General features: G+C 67.5%; 3 protein-coding genes. All 3 read left to right on the forward strand.

Annotation, left to right across the window (positions count from 1 at the left end; translation table 11 throughout):
• Nucleotides 1–173: 173 nt before the first annotated feature.
• Genes Vau01_RS62765 through Vau01_RS62775 form a run of 3 tightly spaced genes read left to right on the forward strand, consistent with a single transcriptional unit; the run spans nt 174 to nt 3,294 of the window.
• The gene (locus Vau01_RS62765) at nt 174–1,358 is read left to right on the forward strand and encodes a tyrosine-type recombinase/integrase (RefSeq protein WP_204015287.1); all 1,185 of its coding nucleotides are present in this window, start codon (nt 174–176) and stop codon (nt 1,356–1,358) included.
• On the forward strand, nt 1,355–2,293 hold the full coding sequence (locus tag Vau01_RS62770; RefSeq protein WP_204015303.1) for a tyrosine-type recombinase/integrase: 939 nt from the start codon (nt 1,355–1,357) through the stop codon (nt 2,291–2,293). Before Vau01_RS62765 ends, Vau01_RS62770 begins: the two co-directional genes overlap by 4 nt.
• Nucleotides 2,290–3,294, forward strand: coding sequence for a tyrosine-type recombinase/integrase (locus Vau01_RS62775; protein ID WP_204015322.1), 1,005 nt, complete (start codon nt 2,290–2,292; stop codon nt 3,292–3,294). Before Vau01_RS62770 ends, Vau01_RS62775 begins: the two co-directional genes overlap by 4 nt.
• Nucleotides 3,295–3,348 lie beyond the last annotated feature (54 nt).

Genomic DNA, 3,348 nt, shown 5'->3' on the forward strand with positions numbered 1-3,348 from the left:
ATTCCTGTGTCCACGCTGGTCGTTGCCGCTGCTGAGGTTTGGAAGGTCGGCATAGTCGCGTAGTCGTGGTCACGCTTGCAGGCACGGAGTGTCTGGAGGTGAGGTCGGTGACGAAGAGATCGTTGACGGCCCGGTCGTATCCGGTTCGGGTTCCGCGGGTTCCGGTGGGCCCGTTGACACCGACGGTGCTGGGTGACTGCTCGCAATGGTTGTCCGTGCAGGGCTACTCGCCGGGCTCTGCGGCCGGGATCGTGAACCTGCTGGAGCGGTTCAGTGTGTGGATGCAGGTGGTCGGCGCCGGAGTGGACGACATCAGTGAGGAACTTCTCGGCAGGTTCGTCGTCGCGGAGCGAACGCGGGATGTCGTGTGTGTCACCGCGATGAGATCGCTCGGGACGATGCGCAGGTTCCTCAGGTCCGGCGGCTATCTGGGCGCAGTTGCGGTGGAGAGTGGCCGATCGACGCCGGCTCAGGTGGCGGTGACGCGGTGGAGTTCGTGGATGCGCGAGTACTGCGGTCTTACCGAGAAGACCGTCGTGGCACGTGTGCACTACGCCGCTGGCCTGCTCGACGGGCTGGCCGCCGCTGACGGGGAGTTGGACTGGACGCGGCTGGACGCGTCGGGGATCAACGCCTACGTCATCGAGCGGGGCCGCCCATACGGCGCTGTTGCCCGTGCGCACATCGTGACGGCGGTCCGGTGCCTGCTGCGGTGGGCGTTGAGCACCGGCCACCTCGACCGGGATCTGGCCGCAGCGATTCTCAAGCCGGCCGGGTCGAGTCGGTCCTTGCCTCGAGGGGTGGACGCCGGCCAGGTCGCGGGCCTGCTGGGTGCGTGCGATCCGGTCACGGCGATCGGGGCCAGGGATCGGGCGCTCGTGGTGATCCTGGTGAGGCTGGGCCTGCGGGCTGGAGAGGCCGCGCGTTTGAGGCTCGATGACATTGACTGGGCGGGCGGTCTGGTCAAGGTCACCGGCAAGGGCCGCCAGCACGTCCTCCCGCTCCCTGACGACGTGGGTCAGGCGTTGGAGGCGTGGCTGCGGCTTCGGATGCGGCTTCGGCCACCTGCTCTGGACAGGGCCGTGTTCGTTCGGATGAACGCGCCTCGCCAGACGATGACGACCTCGGGGATCTCGGGAATCATCGCCCGGCTTTCGGGCCTGGCGGGGATTGACCCGATCTACGCGCACCGGCTCAGGCACACCGCTGCTATGGATGTGCTGGCGTCGGGTGGCTCCTTGGCCGAGACCAAAGAGCTTCTGGGCCACGTCTACACGGTCACCACGATGGCCTACGCGAAGGTCGACCTCGCATCGCTGCGGGAACTGGTTGTCCGGTTCGGGCAGGTGCCGCGATGACGGCTCCCACGCTGCGCGAGCGGCTCGACGAATACTTGATGATGCGCCGGGCCCTGGGGTTCCAGTTGGGTGACCTCGAACGGCAGGTCGGCCTGTTCCTCGCTTGGCTCCAGGCCCGAGGTCAGACGCAGACGTTCACCATCGACGAGGCCGTGACGTGGGCCCGGCTCAATCCGAACGCGCACCCGTCGTGGTGGGCGACCCGGTTGTCGCTGGTGCGCCGCTTCATCAACTACCTCAACGCCAACGGCGTCGACGTCCCGGCCATCCCGAGAGGCTTGCTGCCGGCCAGGAAGCCTCGGGCGGTGCCGTTCATCTACAGCCAGGAAGATGTCGATGCGTTGCTCGCCGCATGCGACACTGCGTTCCGCGACGAGCGGGTCGCCACGACCGTGCGCACTGTCATCGGGCTGCTCGTGGCCACGGGGCTGCGGATCGGTGAAGCCTTGAACCTGCGGGTCGCCGACATCGACCACGACAACGACGTGTTGGTGGTCAAGGCCGCGAAGTCTGACGAGCGGCTCGTCCCCATCCACCCGTCGACGACGACCGCTCTGCAGCAGTACATCGATCTGCCCGCCCGGGTGGCCACGCACCCCGACCCCGAGGGCCCGGTCTTCGTGACATCCAAAGGAACCGGCTACGCCTACGTGACGTTTCAAGCCAGGTTCGCACGGGTCCGGGAAGCGGCCGGGCTCACCGCGCGGGGCCGGGCGCGTCCCCGCCTGCACGACCTGAGGCACACCTTCGCCACCGCGCACATGACCGCGGCCTACACCCACGGCGGTCACCCCGACCGGGTGCTGTCGCTGCTGGCTACCTGGCTGGGGCACAGCGACGCCGCCCACACCTACTGGTACCTGACCGCGACCGGGGAGCTCATGACCCGCGCCGCCGGCATGCTCGAACCCGTCGCCGAGGGAGAACCGTCATGAACACCCTGGGCAAGAACGCCTTGGCCACGAGCTTGCAGACCTACTTCACGACATTCGCCCGCACCCAGCGTGACCTGTCCGCCCACACGATCGCTTCCTACCGCGACACCTGGCGAATGCTACTGAAGCACCTGACGGCGACCCTTGGGATTCCTGCGGACGTGCTTGACTTCGACGCCGTCACCGCGGCGAACGTCATCGGGTTCCTCGACCACCTCGAAGACGCGCGTGGCAACGGCGCCAGGACTCGCAACGCCCGGCTGACCGCGATCCGTTCCGTGCTCGCCCGCGCCCTGCCCGACCATCCCGAGCACGCTGCCACGATCACCCAGGTCCTCGCGATCCCACCCAAGCGCACCGTCAGGAAGGTCATCGAGTTCCTCACCGCCGATGAGGTCGACGCACTGCTCGCCGCACCGGACCCGACCAACTGGACCGGCCGACGCGACCACGCCCTGCTGGCCATGACCGTGCAGACCGGACTTCGGGTCAGCGAGATCTGCTCACTGACCCGCCACGACCTCCACCTCGGCACCGGCCCCTACGTCGCCTGCACCGGCAAAGGCCGACGTCAACGCATCACCCCCTTGACCCGAACGACCGCAAGCACCATGACGACCTACCTCGCCGAACGAGCCACCCGGCCGGGCACCTCACTGTTCTGCGGCCCGCACGGACGACCCCTGTCCCGCGACGCCCTCGAACACCGCCTCGCCAAACACCTCGCCACAGCCACGACCACCTGTCCCAGCCTCGCCACCAAACACGTCACGATGCACACCCTGCGACACACCGCCGCGATGAACCTGCTCACCGCCGGTGTCGACGTCTCAGTGATCGCGCTCTGGCTCGGACACGCCGACACCCACAGCACCGACGCCTACCTCCACGCCGACATGGCAATCAAGCAAGCCGCCATCGACCGCACCCGACCACCCGACGTTCAACCCGGCACCTATAAGCCCGAATCAGACATCCTCACCTGGCTGACATCCCTCTGACTATGCCGATCACCCCAACCCCAACGCCGCACCAACGCACGACATCTCAAAGCC

The sequence above is a fragment of the Virgisporangium aurantiacum genome (genome assembly GCF_016863635.1).
GTDB lineage: Bacteria > Actinomycetota > Actinomycetes > Mycobacteriales > Micromonosporaceae > Virgisporangium > Virgisporangium aurantiacum.

Bases quoted from the DNA above. Each gene is read 5' to 3' on its own strand.
- Vau01_RS62770 (WP_204015303.1), top strand. From the start codon at position 1,355: ATGACGGCTCCCACGCTGCGCGAGCGGCTCGACGAATACTTGATGATG.
- Vau01_RS62775 (WP_204015322.1), top strand. From the start codon at position 2,290: ATGAACACCCTGGGCAAGAACGCCTTGGCCACGAGCTTGCAGACCTAC.